11 protein-coding genes and 5 pseudogenes are annotated in these 15,050 nt (G+C 59.0%); 8 read left to right on the top strand and 8 right to left on the bottom strand.

Annotated elements, in window-relative coordinates:
* Positions 1-131 precede the first annotated feature (131 nt).
* Together NKH05_RS30560 and NKH05_RS30555 are read left to right on the top strand one after the other, a co-directional pair.
* Positions 132-529 (top strand): annotated as a pseudogene (locus NKH05_RS30560) (ATP-binding protein); the annotation flags it as partial.
* Between the two features lie 36 nt (positions 530-565).
* A pseudogene (locus NKH05_RS30555) lies at positions 566-1,602 on the top strand (IS110 family RNA-guided transposase); the annotation flags it as partial.
* 623 nt (positions 1,603-2,225) lie between these two features.
* Here the strand turns inward: NKH05_RS30555 and NKH05_RS30550 are convergent.
* Positions 2,226-2,402 carry a hypothetical protein gene (locus tag NKH05_RS30550; RefSeq protein WP_353026857.1) on the bottom strand — a complete coding sequence of 59 codons (177 nt, stop codon included), beginning with the start codon at positions 2,400-2,402 and terminating at the stop codon, positions 2,226-2,228.
* 39 nt (positions 2,403-2,441) lie between these two features.
* Positions 2,442-3,686 carry a polysaccharide biosynthesis/export family protein gene (locus NKH05_RS30545; protein ID WP_353026856.1) on the bottom strand — a complete coding sequence of 415 codons (1,245 nt, stop codon included), beginning with the start codon at positions 3,684-3,686 and terminating at the stop codon, positions 2,442-2,444.
* A gap of 106 nt (positions 3,687-3,792) precedes the next feature.
* On the opposite strand from NKH05_RS30545, the pseudogene NKH05_RS33235 reads away from it, so the two are divergent.
* Positions 3,793-4,499, top strand: a pseudogene (locus NKH05_RS33235) (IS110 family RNA-guided transposase); the annotation flags it as partial.
* A gap of 887 nt (positions 4,500-5,386) precedes the next feature.
* Here the strand turns inward: NKH05_RS33235 and NKH05_RS30535 are convergent.
* The gene (locus NKH05_RS30535; protein ID WP_353026854.1) at positions 5,387-6,247 is read right to left on the bottom strand and encodes a ParB N-terminal domain-containing protein; all 861 of its coding nucleotides are present in this window, start codon (positions 6,245-6,247) and stop codon (positions 5,387-5,389) included.
* Between the two features lie 583 nt (positions 6,248-6,830).
* Here NKH05_RS30535 and NKH05_RS30530 point away from each other — a divergent pair.
* Positions 6,831-7,103, top strand: a complete 273-nt coding sequence (locus NKH05_RS30530; protein ID WP_353026852.1) for a hypothetical protein — start codon at positions 6,831-6,833, stop codon at positions 7,101-7,103.
* Between the two features lie 225 nt (positions 7,104-7,328).
* Here the strand turns inward: NKH05_RS30530 and NKH05_RS30525 are convergent, their stop codons facing one another.
* Together NKH05_RS30525 and NKH05_RS30520 are read right to left on the bottom strand one after the other, a co-directional pair.
* Positions 7,329-8,192, bottom strand: a complete 864-nt coding sequence (locus tag NKH05_RS30525; RefSeq protein WP_023678654.1) for a WecB/TagA/CpsF family glycosyltransferase — start codon at positions 8,190-8,192, stop codon at positions 7,329-7,331.
* Between the two features lie 93 nt (positions 8,193-8,285).
* A pseudogene (locus NKH05_RS30520) lies at positions 8,286-8,879 on the bottom strand (IS5 family transposase); the annotation flags it as partial.
* Positions 8,880-8,971: 92 nt separating this feature from the next.
* Here NKH05_RS30520 and NKH05_RS30515 point away from each other — a divergent pair.
* Positions 8,972-9,914 (top strand): IS630 family transposase gene (locus NKH05_RS30515; protein ID WP_353026851.1). Its coding sequence is split into 2 segments (ribosomal slippage): positions 8,972-9,309 and positions 9,308-9,914, totalling 945 coding nucleotides; the frame shifts between segments, so codons are not numbered across the junction.
* A 19-nt stretch (positions 9,915-9,933) separates the two neighbouring features.
* Here NKH05_RS30515 and NKH05_RS30510 read toward each other — a convergent pair.
* Both NKH05_RS30510 and NKH05_RS30505 read right to left on the bottom strand, forming a co-directional pair.
* A pseudogene (locus NKH05_RS30510) lies at positions 9,934-10,083 on the bottom strand (transposase); the annotation flags it as partial.
* A gap of 56 nt (positions 10,084-10,139) precedes the next feature.
* Positions 10,140-11,492 carry a hypothetical protein gene (locus NKH05_RS30505; RefSeq protein WP_353026850.1) on the bottom strand — a complete coding sequence of 451 codons (1,353 nt, stop codon included), beginning with the start codon at positions 11,490-11,492 and terminating at the stop codon, positions 10,140-10,142.
* 240 nt (positions 11,493-11,732) lie between these two features.
* On the opposite strand from NKH05_RS30505, the gene NKH05_RS30500 reads away from it, so the two are divergent.
* The 3 genes from NKH05_RS30500 (at position 11,733) to NKH05_RS30490 (ending at position 13,045) form a co-directional block, all read left to right on the top strand.
* Positions 11,733-12,206: an ATP-binding protein gene (locus tag NKH05_RS30500; protein WP_353026848.1), complete on the top strand. Its 474-nt coding sequence runs from the start codon at positions 11,733-11,735 to the stop codon at positions 12,204-12,206.
* Positions 12,203-12,484, top strand: coding sequence for a TniB family NTP-binding protein (locus NKH05_RS30495; protein ID WP_353026846.1), 282 nt, complete (start codon positions 12,203-12,205; stop codon positions 12,482-12,484). The genes NKH05_RS30500 and NKH05_RS30495 overlap by 4 nt, the downstream gene beginning before the upstream one ends.
* A gap of 84 nt (positions 12,485-12,568) precedes the next feature.
* A complete protein-coding gene (locus NKH05_RS30490) occupies positions 12,569-13,045 on the top strand; it encodes a hypothetical protein (RefSeq protein ID WP_353026844.1) in 477 nt (158 codons plus the stop codon).
* An 89-nt stretch (positions 13,046-13,134) separates the two neighbouring features.
* Here NKH05_RS30490 and NKH05_RS30485 read toward each other — a convergent pair whose 3' ends face one another.
* Positions 13,135-15,009, bottom strand: a complete 1,875-nt coding sequence (locus tag NKH05_RS30485; RefSeq protein ID WP_353026842.1) for a Wzz/FepE/Etk N-terminal domain-containing protein — start codon at positions 15,007-15,009, stop codon at positions 13,135-13,137.
* Positions 15,010-15,050: the final 41 nt, after the last annotated feature.

Genomic DNA, 15,050 nt, shown 5'->3' with positions numbered 1-15,050 from the left:
GGCCGGCAAGCAGTTGGTCCAGAAGTTCCTTCTCAATAGCCATGCGATGATTCTCTCCTTTCCATCATCATGGCCTCGCGCACAGAATTCCCGACAGTCCCCGATTGGATCGACCGCCACGAGAATTTGCAACCGGCCTGGGCAAGAGTTGGCTCGCCTGCGCCCTTGGCCACAAAGCCTGCCGCGACAATCGATCGGTGCTCTATCATCGCGTCCCGCGTCTCTTCGAGGCGCTAGCGCTGGCGCGGGGCGACGGGCGCTATGGCCGCCTGCTCAAGACGCTCAGGCGCGTTCAACTCCTCATTCTCGACGATTGGGCCTGTCGGTCCTCAACCCCGCCAAGCGTCGCGACCTCCTGGAAATCCTCGAGAATCGCCATGTCCGCGCTTCCACAATCGTCACCAGCCAAATCCCCGTGCAGCACTGGCACGACGTCATCGGCGATCCCACACTCGGTGATGCGATTCTGGATCGCCTCGTTCACAGATCCCCATGGGGATGGATGCCGGCCAGCGTTTTTGCAGAATGATTGGCCGTACGACCAACCACTCATTCTGAGGCCCCGATGCTCAAGACCGAAAGACCCGCTGCCGCCATCCAGATCAATCTTGCGGCAATTTTCGTTTCGATGGAACTGTCCCGTTCAACCTGGCTGATTACAGCGGTGTTGCCGGGGAACGGCGAGAAGATGTCGAAGTATCCCATAGCAGCCGGCAACATTGCCGGGCTGTTTGATTTGTTTTCGAAGCTGCGGGAGAGAAGCCGCGCCAAGACCGGGCAGAGCTATACGATCATTACGATCCAGGAGGCTGGTCTCGATGGCTTCTGGATACACCGGGCTCTCGTGAAAGAGGGCATCGAGAGCCACGTTGTGGACCCGGCGTCGATCGCCACGCCACGTTGTCATCGGCGTGTGAAAACTGATCGCATCGATGGCGAGGCGCTACTGCGCGTCTTGCTGGCCTTTAAGAGGGGAGAGCCGCGCGTATGCTCAATGGTGAGAACGATATCCCGTGAAGATGGGGACCGGCGGCGAATTGCCCGGGAACGCAAGGCGCTGATGGTCGAACGCGTCGCGCATGTCAATCGCATCAAGGGCCTGCTGTTCTCGCAAGGCATCACCGACTACGAACCAGTTTACAAAAATCGCCGCCAGCGACTCGAAGAGTTGCGGACGGGAGATGGAAATACACTGCCACGGCACATGAAGGCCCAGATCAGCCGGGAGCTGGACCGGTTGGAACTGGTCATCAATCAGATCAAGATCATCGAGGATGAACGCGATACGCTCATCGCGGCGCAGACCGCTGACAGCACGAAGCCTGGAAGCCTGCGCCGGTCACGATGCTGCTTGAGATCAAAGGACTCGGTGCGGAATTCGCCAACACCCTTTGGTCGGAGGGGCTGTTCCGGCATTTTGACAACCGCCGTCAAGTCGCCGCCTATGCCGGCCTCGCGCCGACGCCCTGGCAAAGCGGCTCGATCGACCGGGAGCAAGGCGTATCAAAGGCGGGCAATCCAAGATTCCGAACAACGCTGATCCAACTGGCCTGGCTATGGTTGCGGCACCAACCGGACTCGGCATTGGCAAAATGGTCCCGTCATCCTGGGCTCAGCCCGCCGAACGCGGAATATTGGTGCGACCGGAATAAACGGCGACCGAATGTGAGTTGGATCAGGCTCGGCAAAGCGAGCCGTGTCAGGTAGTTTGGGCCCAAGCCTGGAACCGTATGCAATGAGGGAGATCGACTTTGCTTCAATCGACTTGACACCTACTCCCCATGTGAACGCTCACCGCCTTCAACTCACCGGAGAAAGATGCGAAAACACAACGCTCGCGCCCATGCTCTTGACGCAGCCGCAAACACCTGAATCAATGAACAGGTCGGGCGAAGCGGCCGCTCATGATCGCGTGAAATACCTACTCACGATCAAATGAAATGAGCGCTCACCGCGTGAAATGGCTGCTCAAAATCAGCGAAATGCGCGATCTGACCAGCACCGGCCAAGGGAAAAGCTCCGGTTCCATAGGTCGTCGAACGTTGGATTCCCGCTGCAGTTCCGGATTTCGAACAACGGGACGTTGGGGCCTTCACGCAGTCAAAGGCTCGAACGAGCGTAGCCTGGGGTAACAACTTTGTCCACTGCATGATCGAGTTATGGTGGGCAATATACCCGCTGCTTTTGCAGGTGCTTGAAACGCCATCTGAGGCTCGCCGACTTCATCACTCCTTCCAGGGCGGCAGCGATGCACACCATACGCGTATCAAGTCTTCGTTGCGGTGATCGGGCCAGAAAACACTCAACAGGCATTCGGCCGCCTCATCAATCGCTTCAGACCAGCCGAATGCTGAAATTATTTCGCCGCCGCCTGCAACGTGATCGGATTCCGCTGTAGACATGACAGCCGATCGGAGGCGAGTCGTCCCAGTCGAGGTATTCTATTCGGTGAATGTGGCCTTCAATTCCTTCGGTGCAAGGTCGACCCGCACAATATCCCCGCGCTCCAGCTGCGTAAGCTCGGCGGCGACACTGGAAACGTATTGGTCATCGATAAAGCGTATCAGGTGATATTGTGGAACCCGTCCCAGGGCATTCTGGGCAGCGGTCTGGTCTGCCTCAAATTGGGCGAGTTTGGATTTCGCCATGGCAAGTGAATTTTCGTTCTGAACGAGCGCCAGCTCGACATCGCGCAATCCCTTGACATTTTCTTCTTCGATGCGCGTTTCCGCTTCGGCTAACGCTTGGTCGACAGCAATTCTATTCTGCTTTGCGCGAAAGAGTGCAGTCCGAAACTCAAGTGCCTCGCGTCGCGTCGCGGCAAGCTGGCGCTGGGCATCCCTTCGAGCAGAATGCGCGGTCAGTCCCCTGTCGGCAAGACCTTGTTGAACGCCGACCTGTTCTTCCATCAGGCGGACCTCCTCGTCATGCAGAATGATGCTCTTCTCTATCGATGAGATCTCCTGCTCATAACCCTCTCGTTGTGCGGCGTAGGTACGTCTGCGCGATTCTTTCGCTCGCTGACGGAGCGCGAATATTGATGCCTCGGCAGATACGATACTGGCTACTTCCGCGGCGGGGGGAGGGGCAAGCGCGCCATCGTCGAAATCGGCGCCATCCAGTTCGGCCACAAGGCGCGCTCTCTGCAATCTGAAAGAGAAGTCGCTTAGCTCACGCGTAAAAACTTCCTGCAGCAGCGAAAGTCTGGCGGCTTCCGAGCCTCCCTCCCGTGAGATGCCACCCGCCTGCAGCACCAGTTGGAAGACAGTCATATTCGGCTGAAACTGAAAAGGTCCGCTCCTCATCACATCTCCAACGAGATAGACCGGCGCGAATTCGACGACCGATACCGTTGGGGGGTTCACGCTCACCTGTGTTGACAGTGAATCTCCCAGGAGCTTTGCAACTTCAACCGCGCTCAATCCAGCCACGGTGATCTTCCCAAGCAAGGGATAGTAAATCGAGCCATCCTGCTCAATACGAAAGCGACCAGAAAGTACAGACGACGTATTTTCCTCGCCAAATACGACCACTTGAAGCTGATCGCCCGGTCCGGCCGGATACTCCCTCGCATCTTGGGCAAAAACGCTATGGACTTGTAAGGCCGAGAGGCCTGCAAATGCAGCGATTGCAAGGAACCGCGAGCGCGCCGGCGCGCCAAAGCTGCTCCAGTTGGATTGATACATCTCCTTCTCCCGTGTTTTGCGCCGAAGTGCGTTGGTTCTTCGATGCCAGGCTTTGAGGGTGGCATCCCTGTCATGAAGGGATGCGCGTCATTGGAACGCCAAGGCGTGCGGCGCGGCAATCAAGGTGAGAGCGCCGACCATGCGCTTTGTCGCCGTAAAGCGTGAGGAACAGCAGGCGCGCGGTCGTCTTTCGGGCTCGAGATCTCCTGGTACGGCAGCGAACACAGACGATCAACGCCTTGCGGGGCCATCTGGCGGAATATGGTATGGTTGCCGCCCAAGCCCCGCTCACACCGCCAAGCTCATTGGAACTGGTGGAGGATCCTACGAGCGATCTGTCGGAGCGGCCCGCCTGGCACTCGCCATGGTGGTCGATACGTTGCGCTCGCTGGAGGAAAGGTTCGAGCACCTGGATGCTCCGATTGCAATTCGTGCTCGAAAGGGTGAGGATGCTCGGCGCTTGGCAACAATCCCCGGGGTCGGGCCGGTAACAGCAACCGCCATGGTCGGGTTGGCACCTTCCGCCACAACCTTCGAAAAGGGTCGCGACTTCTCCGCCTGGCTGGGGCTGGCACCACTCCAACGCCCCACCGGCGGAAAGCAGAAGCTCGGCGCAACGACGAAGATGGGCGAGCGAACCCTGCGGCGCTTGCTTATCATCAGAGCGAGCGCCGTGGTTCGCCACGCGGCTCGGCGTGGCGTGCCGGAAGGATCGTGGCTTGGGCGCATGCTCACCCGCAAACCGCGCATGCTTGTGGTCGTTGCTCTTGCCAACAAGATGGCCGCATCGTCTGGGCGCTCATGGCAGCGTGACTCAAACGAAACGGCCTCCGGAAAACCCGGCGCGGTTCATGGCGCAACGGTCATAGAGACGGGATCGGGAAAACCAGAAGCGCGACAAGGGCTACCAGCCCGTCAGATTGATTTGGAAACCCGGTCCGCAAACTCCATACGGGCCGGCGGCACGTGAACAGCCGCTTCAGAGGCCGGATACATGACTGCACCCGACCACGCGCTGCCCAATCAAAAGATTCTTCTTGCACCGGGCGTCCATACGTGTCGCGCTATAAAGGCTATCAATCGAGCGATGCGCCAGGGTCAACAGAGCCTGAGGAAACTGGCCAAGCGCTTTGGTTTGGGATGAGTCAGAATACCGCGTGAAGCGGAGGAACGGACCTTGGTAGCCGGGGTGCCGACCGTGCAAGCAAGCCGAGATGGGCGGCGCTTGCGCCGAGGACGAGAGGCGGCTCCTCTTCTTCCGGCACACTACTGCCGCTGGACACGCATCCTATGCGCTCCACCGATTCCGCTTGCAGGGCAATATCGTCTGACGGCTACCCGGCTTGTGGAAGAGATCGGCGAAAGAAGAGCTGCCAGACACTTGGTTCCACATCAATATTGCCAAGGTGAGGAGCGACCAGGTCAAGTGCATATTGTCGTCACTATCGACCGCATGTCAACACTTTGCAAAATTGCACGACAAGTCCACCACCTGAGGTGGTCCAGCCTGGTCGCCTCAAGCGCGACCTTGGCCTTGAACTCGGCCGAGAACCGTCTGCGTGTCTTCATGCTGGATCGTCCTTCTCATCGGGCGATCCACCTTATGCCCCTGTCTCAGAAACCGGGCACCACCTCAACCATCATTGCGAGAGGGTTCCTGCTCCAATAATTGGATACCACCAGGCAATTGCTGGCAAAGCCTAACTCGGAATGGGTGCAGGTCTTGGAATGGATGTCTGTCTTGCGAAGTAACGCTTGAAGACACGTCGCGCCACATGGAGATCGTAGACGCCCTCGCTAACCACGGGCCAGTTCTCCACATTGGCCAAATCCACTATAGGCAAACCGTTCGCGACGAGGATCGCCGGGACTTGCGTCCAGCCCAGTGCGGACAGGGCCGCCAGCCGATGGTGGCCGCTCATCACGATGAACCTTTCATCTTCGTGATCTCGCAGCATGACGACCTGTATGAATCTGCTGTCAAGCGCGCCGTCTGAGGCAATATTCGGCTTATAGCCGATTTTCTTTATACTTTCGTAGGTTGCTATTAAGCGCTCGTATTCCTTCCTGCTTTCCTGCTCCACGATGCTCGGGCTTAGGTCCGGCGCCAAGCTACCATTAAGAGCATTCAAACCTTGTCTGTATCTTGAAATCTCGGAAGGCGTACTCCACGGCATGGGCAGGAACGGCCTGGTGATGTCCAGGGAGGAGACATAGTGTTGGAGCTGAGAAGCCTTGCAGTCATCCTCATAGTCCGTTTGCTGCCCAAATAGCACTTCCTGCAAGTTCCGGGGGCGAAAATCTGCCATGAACCTCCTTATCAAGGATTCCTCATATCTCACACTTGGATCGCTGATGTATTGCCTAAGGAATGCAACCTGCGGATTGGAGCCATTGGCATCAAAATCGATGGCATAACCGTTAAGACATTTATTGATCGGCACTCTGAATTGCGAGCCTAAGACCGTATCAAAATCCGCGACGCGTACCAAATAAAGGCCCGCGATCCATAGCGCTCTGTCAATCAACGAACTTGTATATTCCCGCGACCAAGAATACATAGGCGATCTCCTAGGAAGCAAGTATTGCCGTCAAGTTAACTTTCGAAGTCGCAATTCGGCAAGGGTTTAGCGGGTCCGCGGTGTTGAGACCATGCAGGACCGCAATACTACAAGAATTCGAGGGTGACCGCGGAGGGATACCACCTCGCGAGAGCTTGGCGTGACGTCGTGGCGATACGACGGAAATCCAGGCGTCATCAATGCCCCAATGATTTTCGGGCGGGCAGAGCTTTGAGGTGCATGCGCAGCACGGCCAAGTCCAACCTCTCCTAACCGGGCGTCAGAAGTTTCTTGCCAGCGACAAGCTTCCTCAGGCGCGCGTTTCGTTCACTTCATTGCCAGTCTCCTCTCAAAGACCGGAACAATCTCAATGCGAGGACATTACTGGGGCACGTCACCTTTGATCTCGCGCGGTTCCTGGCAGACGCCGTGCACGCGAAGAGTTGGTATCGGAAGAATGCGCAGAACAGACACCCCCCCATGAAACAGCACAAGCTGCGGAACTTAACATAGAATTCATACCGAATTGATTTATAGAAATTAGAGGCCGGCAATCTCGGCTTAATGGCAGAGGCGGTGGCACATGTTGATCGCGGGATCTTTGTACTTGGCTCTCGGAATGCTGCTTGGGTTTTGGATCAATTCCAAACAGCTGGCGCTTGTGGCGGTAGCGCTGTGCGCGCTGGTGATCGGCGCGGGACAGGGCACCGTGCGTAGCACTCTTCTCGCTGCGGCCGCACTGAGTTTGCTACAGCTCGGATACTTTATCGCACTCTTGGTGCGGAGCATCCTTGTCCACCGTCGCGAGCAGACAAAGCCGCTTTGCTGGCGTCACAACGGAGGCGCCGACGGCTAGTGGATGGACACGTTTCGGGTGGACTCAAATTCTCCTTCATTTCCTCTACTTGGCCTCCACAACTGCCAGGCGATCAGTAACCCCTCGTCGTTGCGGCCCGCAAACAAGGAGAGTGACGAGCGCATCCATCTGCTCACCGCATCAACAGGCGGCCAGCAATCCTAGTAGTAGCGGCAGCGTCTGCGCATTTGATGCATTCTGGGCAGATCAGTAGGTTCACCATCTTCACCCTTGGGATCGGAAGAGACGCCTCGCTTCCTGCCGAAAGATTCCCAGCATGAATCTGGGGATGACGCGGAAATAGCGCCCCGCAAGCCGCCCCGGCTCCTGTGATATGCGGTAGAGGAATTCCAGTCCGAACTGGCGGATAAAGGGAGGGGCGCGCTTTATTGCCCCGGCGCGAAAATCAAAGGCGGCACCGACCCCCATCGAGATTGCGCCGGGGATGTGCCGTGCATACCGCGCCATCCAAATCTCCTGCTTCGGGCAGCCCAGGCCGACCCAGATGATGTCGGGCTTGGCGACTGCAAGGCGGCGAATCTGCTCCTCCATCTCGACGTCGGTCAGCGGGCGAAAGGGCGGCGAGACCGCGTCTGCTATTTCGATGCCGGGATAGGATGCCTCGAGCGCAGCCACCAAGGACCTTAGGACCTCCGGTGTTGCTCCGTAGAAGGCATGCCGCCAGCCTTTGGCCAGCCCCGCCCGGCAAACCGCTTCGAGTGTGTCGGTACCTGTCACCCGGCCTGCGCGACGGCCCCTGAACCGACAAACCCACACCAGGGGCGCCCCGTCGGGCACGTTCATGAATGCGCCTCGATGCGCATCGGCCAAGGCCGGCTCGTCGAGCGCGCGCACCACCCCATGTACATCGCGAAACACGACGTAGACACCAGCGGTGTTGGCCGTGCGCCGGGCAAGCCACTCGTCCACCCTCAGCAGGAAAGACTGCTCTTCGACCACGGCAACTGAAGTCGTCAGGATCTCAACAGCTTCAACAGGCGGCAGCCTTTCCGCAGGCTCGCGCGCATGAGCGATTGACAGGCGCGCTTGGCGGTGTTGCGTGGTCACATCTTTAAGCGGTTTAGTCATAATATTATCCTCAAGTTGACGTACTTCACGAAACTTCGAAGCGACTGGTATAGGCGGCAGCGTCCGAGGTCTCGTGAATCCCAGGGCCAAGACTCATAACCAGTAGCTGACGGTTGCGGCGATGCAGACGGCGGCGAGGAAGTTCCGGGCGAGTCGATCGTAGCGGGTTGCGATGCGGCGGAAGTCCTTGATGCGGCAGAACATGCGCTCAATCGCATTGCGGTCTCTGTAGAGGAAGGGCGAGAAGCAGTTCTTCCATTTCCGGTTCGCCTTGGGCGGGATATTGGCGAACGCGCCGTCCGCGAACCTGCTCCCGGATGGCATCGCTGTCATAGCCTTTGTCGGCATGCAGGATTGGCGCCGCCGGCATCTGCTCCATCAGCAGCGCCCCGGCAGTGCAATCGGCGACCTGGCCGCCGGTCAGGAGAAAGGCGACCGGCCGGCAGAATCCATCCGTCAGGGCATGGATTTTGGTGGTCCATCCGCCTCTCGAGCGACCGATGGCCTGATTTTGCTCCCCCCTTTGCCGCCGGCCGCACAGCGATGCGCCCTTACCGCCGATGGGTCGATGAGAAGCTCGGCCGGAGGCCCGCCTGCGATGGCGAGAGCATGGAAAATGGCGCTCCAAACGCCCTTGGCCGACCAGCGCTGGAAACGGTTGTAGAGGGTCTTGCGCGGTCCATAGACCGACTAGAGCACGTCCCATGATGGATGAATCGATTGTGATGTGACGATGGCGTTCGGAAGTGATTCAACATCCACCTCGATGGAGGTGGATTATGGGAAGAGCACTGAGCGGGGATCTTCGGTTGCGGGTCTTGAAGGCTTCGGCGGAAGGCATGTCGGCACGGCAGGCGGCGGCGCGGTTCGGCGTGGGAGTATCCAGCGCGATCCGCTGGATTGCGCGGGCGAAGATCGGCGAGTTGGCGCCCCGCCCGCAGGGCCGTCGCCGCGCCTCCAGCCTCGATGCGCATGAAGCCTTCATCGGCGGGCTGATCGAGGAGCGCAAGGACGTCACGCTGAACGAGATGGTGGAGCGGCTCTTGGCCGAACAGTCGGTGCGGATCAGCCGCAGCGCCTTGAGTGCCTGGCTTCGCGGCCGAGGCTGGACTTTCAAAAAAGTCCGCACATGCACTGGAGCAGGATCGCCCCGACATCCTGAAGCGGCGGCGGGCCTGGTTCGAAGGCCAGCTCGATCTCGACCCTGCGAAGCTCGTGTTCATCGACGAGACGGGTTTGTCGACGAAGATGGCGCGCCTGCGTGGAAGAGCGCCACGCGGCGAGCGCTGCCGGGCCGGCGTGCCGCATGGCCATTGGAAAACCACGACCTTCACCGGCGCCTTGCGGCTGACGGGCATGACAGCGCCCTTCGTCTACGATGGCGCCATGAACGGCAACGTGTTCCTGGCCTATGTCGAGCAGGTGCTGGTCCCGACCCTGTCGAAGGACGACATCGTCGTGATGGACAACCTGCCCGCCCACAAGGCCGGCGGCGTGCGCGACGCGATTGAGGCCGCAGGCGCGAGCCTGCTCTACCTGCCGCCCTACAGTCCCGACTTCAATCCGATCGAGAACGCCTTCGCCAAGCTAAAGGCGCTGCTGCGAGCAAAGGCCGAAAGAACCATCACCGCACTGTGGAACACGGTCGGTTCGGTCCTCGACCTCTTCACCCCAGCCGAATGCGCAAACTACTTCAAAGCGGCCGGATATGACCCAGATTAAACAGGACGTGCTCTAGCGTCGACCAGCGTCCGCCGCTCTTCACCACATGGATGATGCCGCTGATCACGCGGCGATCATCAACGCGCGGCTTGCCTCGGGTGTCGGTCGGCAGATGCGGTTCAAGCAGCCCAAACTGCTCATCACTGAGCCAGAAATATTCGCGATTCATGAGTGGTCCCCCTCAGAGACCCCAGAATCACAATCCCGCCGTCAGGGGAACCCCTTTTATGGGTCCGGACCCTCGTTCGGATATTGAACCGGAGACGTTCTACCGAAGCTCGCCTGATAGGTGCGGGACCAATCAGAGAGAAGCTGCTGCTCGAACTGATCCACTGGTAACGGTGCCAAGCTCTCGTTTCCGGTGCACAGCGTCGCCCCGGCTGCATCGTCGGCGCAATCAGGTATCCAAAGATTGTTGGCCTCAAATAGGCCCTTCCGATACGACTCGACGAATATTGAATTCGAATGAGCGACATTGGCGAAGTAGGGTTCGTCGATCCCGCCTTCGCCGCAGCATTTCCAGACGTAAATCCCGACTGTCTTCGTTGTTATCTCGTTGCCGTCGATATACCGGGCGGGCCGCACGACAAAGTTCTCGAATACTTCGTTGTTATTTCCTGCCGCTAGCCCAATCCCAGCATTGGAGGCGTAGAGGATACGGTTGGCAAAGATTTTTATCCAAGCTGAGCCGGTCGACGCATCCGTGTTAACTCCGTCGATCATGATGCCGGACCCCGAGTAGCGCCCTGTGAACGGCTGGCGGCCCGGAAAAGCTCCGATCAACAGGTTGTTGGCTATCGTCACCGGTCGATCCTTCCTACCCCTGACGCGGAACAGGCTGATCACGTCCTCGACGGCGCTCTTGCCGGGCTCGTTGCGCACATAATTCCAGGAGATGTCGACAGTGCCCGCTTCACGGATGTCTGCAAGCTGCACGAAATTGGCAACGGCAATCCCCGTCCTGCCAACCCAGGCGCCCACATTCTCCGTAGAGCATTGGTCGCGACAAAGCCCGGCAATGTTCAATGCGTGGTTGAACCGAACTGTGATCTCACGTGCCGGCATTCTCGCGGGATCCGCATAGACCCAGATTCCGCGGCTTCCCTCGACCGAGTTGTGCTGTACATCGATGCGCCGAGGATTCAGAGCCACAATGAACCGTGGCGGGGCTCTATCGCGCAGCTCAGGCTGTTGCCCAATCGCCCTGCAATTCCGAACTGTCACGTCGGCATAATGGGTGTTCCTGGGGTTTACCCCGTCGCTTCGGTGCTCGGCCTCGCCGTAGCGAGTGCTGATCAGGGTTCCGACCCCGCTGACGACACAGTTCTCAATTGTAACCGGCTCGGTCGTTCGAATAGTGACCGCCGGGACGTCCGGATCGTCCGAATGCCAGCGGCCGCTGTAGGTGCCTCCAGCGGTAATGATCAAGCTCCCCGCATGATCGAGGTTTGCCTGCATGGGGACGGGGCTGGTGGCCTTGTTGCCAAGCAACAACGGAAGGCGCGGCACAGGGGGCGACACTGCCCCGCCTATGCCGAACAGTAAAACAGTTGCCAGCAGAGTGATCGGTTTCAGCATGGTCGTCTCCGGGTTGCAGGAAAGCGCGTTCCGCGGTGCTTGGCCAAAGCCCCTGTTGGGAAACGAAATAGCAGTCCCATTTCCCCTGAAGCATTGAAGTGAGCGCATGTGTCGGATTCCAACACGCCATTTGGGAAGTTCAGGGATAGTCCAGTCCCCGGCTTGATAATTCGCGCGCTCTGCTGGATCCTGTTATCGTCTCGCAGTCGTAGCGAAAGTGCGGGAAAAGGAGGGGTATAGATGTCCATTTTTAGAACGTCCCCAAAGCCGCAGACGAACGTTGATCCTGTGGCACCAGCCAATGCAACCGAAATGGACGTTTCGCAGCTTTTCACGCCGTCCGGCCCCGTTCAGGAGGAGTCGCTGTTCGCCGGGAGGCGACAAGAGGTCGACCGCCTTGTTGAGACGCTCTCGGAGCCATCCAAGCATGCCACAGTTTATGGTGAGCGGGGCGTCGGCAAGACTTCACTCGTCAATATGTTCTTGTGGCAGAGGCGACGGGGGCTTCCTCAGTTCACCGTCGTCGCTCGGGTGCAGGCGGATCCCTCTGACGACTATTCCTCTCTATGGCATAAGGCGCTGAGTGAGCTTAGCAGCATCGACCCAGCCTCGGGTCACGCTTTTGCGGCAACGCCGCTCCCTACTGACCGACCGCTTAAACCAGATCTGTCAGGCGGCATCTCCAGCGTTGCTGCGTCAGAAATACCGCTTTGATAATTGACGAGTTCGACCGGCTGCAGAGCACTCGCGATGCCGAGCTTGACACCATCAAATACCTTTCCGACTACAACATAAACTGCACAGTGATCATTGTCGGCGTTGCCGAATCTCTGGGCGACCTGGTCAGGAACCACGAATCGCTGCGCCGTTTACTTACCTGCATACCCTTGCGACGGATGCGCGATGACGAGTTCTCGGAACTCATTGAGTCTCGGCTTGACCGCGCCTCTCTGGAGATTGAGGGACCAGCAAAGCTCAAGATACTGCGCTAGTCTCGGGGACTGCCCTTCTACGTTCACACGATCGCCAAGCTTGGTTGCCTCGCTGCTGCGCGCAGCGCGTCCCGACGCATTGGCGTGGCGCAGGTGAATGCGGCGATCGAACAGGTCACTGACGAACTGCGGCAAACCTTCTGTGACGGCGTCACGAATATGTTGGCTGGAAGCCGCGGCAGCATCTTTCCCGAGGTCGTCCTTGCAAGCGCGCTGGCGGACGCGGACGACGATGGCTATTTCAGCGCGGAATCGGTGGCGGCGCCCCTGTCGCGCATGCTTCGCCGCCAGATGAAACCAGCAAGCTTCCAGCGCCATCTGGCCGACCTTGCCTCTGACGAGCGGGGGCGCCTGTTGGTCAGGCGCGGACAGCCCGGAAGCCACCGCTTCCGCTTTCGTGACGCATTGACCCAGCCATATGTCATCATGGACAGTTTATGCCGCGGCTTAATCGACGAAGCAGAGGCACTGCGGCGGCCCGGCATTGACATCACTGCTCATGCAACCGCGCCTGAAGGCGATTGGACGTATGGCAGCGCACGTCCTGCAAACATGGTTTGACTGGGACCGGATCGCGATGCCCAACTCCGGGGCCCTGTGTTCTGATTTCGGCAACGGCCACCATTCACCGAGCACGGTAGTCGCTGCCATTAGACGCGGAAACCGGTCTTCTGCCGCTGCCCGAAGCGACGCTTGGAACTGTAGCGTTCATACTTGCGCAACCGCCTAAGGTTGACCTTGCTGTAGATGACACCTAGGCATTTCTCCCTAATGCCGTGATCCAAGGACATGGCCTTCTGCACCAGTTTGCGGGAGGTACGCGCCCACTCGATTATGCAGATGAAGGCGTCGATGCGGATGGCCGCCGCACGGGCGTCCATGCCTTCCGCCATAGGCGGCAAGTCGACGATGACGTATTTGAACGTAACCTCCGCTTCCCGAAGCAAGGTGGTGAAGCCAGGCGATGCCACCATATCGCTGGTTTGCGGAAGAGAGCCACGCTTGGATGCTGGAAGAAATGCCAGCCCCGTCTCGCCTTCAAAGAAGAAAAGCGCGTCTCGAAGGCTGCGGCCATTCATCACAACGTCGGCAAGTGTCACTTCGGCGGCAGGAGCCAGGGCTTCGCTCAAGCCCGGATTGGTGAGATCGGCGTCAATCAGCAGGGTCTTCGATCCGCGCGCGGCAAGAAGGGAGGCCAAGTTCTTCGCTGCAGTTGATCTCCCCTCTCCGTTCAGCACCGAAGTAACCCCGATAACCCTCATCTTCTGGTCCGGAAGTTTGAGGTCGGCTGCGACCGTCGCGCTGCGCAGACATTCGGCGAACCTCGAGGTCGGCTTATCGATCACGTCACGTAGGAGGTCATCCGCCCCCTTGGCCAGCGGCCCCGCCAAGGTGTTTCCCTCCGCCTTAGCAACTTGTCTCGGCCACGGCCGCGGAGACCAGCTGCTGCGCCGAACCTTCGGAAGCATGCCGAGGAAATCCAGATGAAGCAAATCTCGAACCTGAGCACCTCTTCGGAAACCTTGGTCTCTGAACTCGAACAGCGCCCCTAGACCGACCCCCAGAACGCCGCCAGCCAAGAGCGACAACGCCAAGATTATGGTCTTGGGAGGATAGCTCGTCCAGGACGGGGTATCCGCCCGGTTGATGATGCGGGCGTCGGCAGATGGCGTGGTCTGCTGATGGAGCGCCTCTTGATAACGTTGCAGGGAGGAGGCGTGCAGGTTCCGGTAGGTCTCGGCTTCTCGTTCCAGAGCATTCAGCGCGACCAGGGCCGACGGATCCGCCGCAGTCCTTCTGGACCTGATGACAGCGAGTTCCGCGTCGGCCAGCTTCTGCCTCAGGTCGACAACCCGAACCCGGAGCCATTCGCCCGCCTGGCGCATCGACTCGTGCGTTCTTTCCCGTTGGTCATGCAGGTAGCCTTCTGCAAACGCATTGGCGATGTCTGCAGCAAGGGAGGGATCGGGCGCGGTGTATTCGATGCGGAGAATGAAGGCCGGGCCGACCCGCGATACCCGCACCTTGGACTTCAACTTCGCAATGCCCGCCTTGATCCTTCCGTCCTCCGTCTCCTGCGGAGCCGGAGGACGGGCAAGTTGCTCACGAACGAACGACACCAGCTTCCAAGTTGGTGACGTCGCCTCAGAAAGAAAGCGCGGGTCATCCATCAGCTGCAGTGCGTCGATCACATGACGGGCAACCGATTCCGACCTCAATACCTCCATCTCGCTGCTGACGATTCCGTCGAAAGCAGCAAGAGGATTGGGAAGATAACTGTCCCCGAGAAAGCTGATTTGACGATATTCGATGAGCAGTTCAGCCGAGGCCTTGTACTGCGGGGTTTCCGTCAGCGCGAACGCCGTGCCCAAGGCCAGTGCAGCGGCCCCGACGGCAATGATTACGCGGAACTGTCTGCCCGCGGCCGCCAGCAACTTGTCCAGGTCAAGCGTGCTGTCTTCGACCGAAGTAGGCCACCGTTCGTCCGTATAGGTAGCGGGAGATTGGGAATTGCGCTGCAGCATATGGATCTCCGCAGGTGATGCGGCTGCAAAGGCCGTCGTCG

The organism is Mesorhizobium sp. M1399 (assembly GCF_040317735.1).
Taxonomy (GTDB): domain Bacteria; phylum Pseudomonadota; class Alphaproteobacteria; order Rhizobiales; family Rhizobiaceae; genus Mesorhizobium.
Note: the sequence above shows the minus strand (reverse complement) of the source record. Positions and strands in the feature narration are given on the sequence as shown.